At 55.8% G+C, this 231-nt stretch carries 1 protein-coding gene; it reads right to left on the bottom strand.

Annotated features, from left to right (window positions below; translation table 11 throughout):
* Positions 1–122: 122 nt before the first annotated feature.
* On the bottom strand, positions 123–231 hold a 109-nt coding region (locus tag KVT11_RS20800), incomplete at its 5' end, for a YfhD family protein (RefSeq protein WP_254636549.1).

The raw sequence follows: 231 nt of genomic DNA, 5'->3' as shown, positions 1-231 counted from the left end.
GCTCCAGGCGCCATCGGCTCGAGGTCATAAGCCAATCCGGCCAAAAGGTTAAAGAACAACCTTTCAGCCGGCTCGTCTTATGCTTGTCGCCGATAGGCGGGCGCCTTCCGCTTTTCTTTGAGCTAGCGCTTCTTTCGGCTTTTTGCCCGCTGATCGGCAGCCTTGGAACGTGCCATTGCCTCGAGATCATCATGATCGGCGAGTTCGCGGTTAAATTCTACGTCGATGCCG

The organism is Bacillus sp. GbtcB10 (assembly GCF_019091365.1).
GTDB lineage: Bacteria > Bacillota > Bacilli > Bacillales > Bacillaceae > Bacillus > Bacillus altitudinis.
Note: the sequence above shows the minus strand (reverse complement) of the source record. Positions and strands in the feature narration are given on the sequence as shown.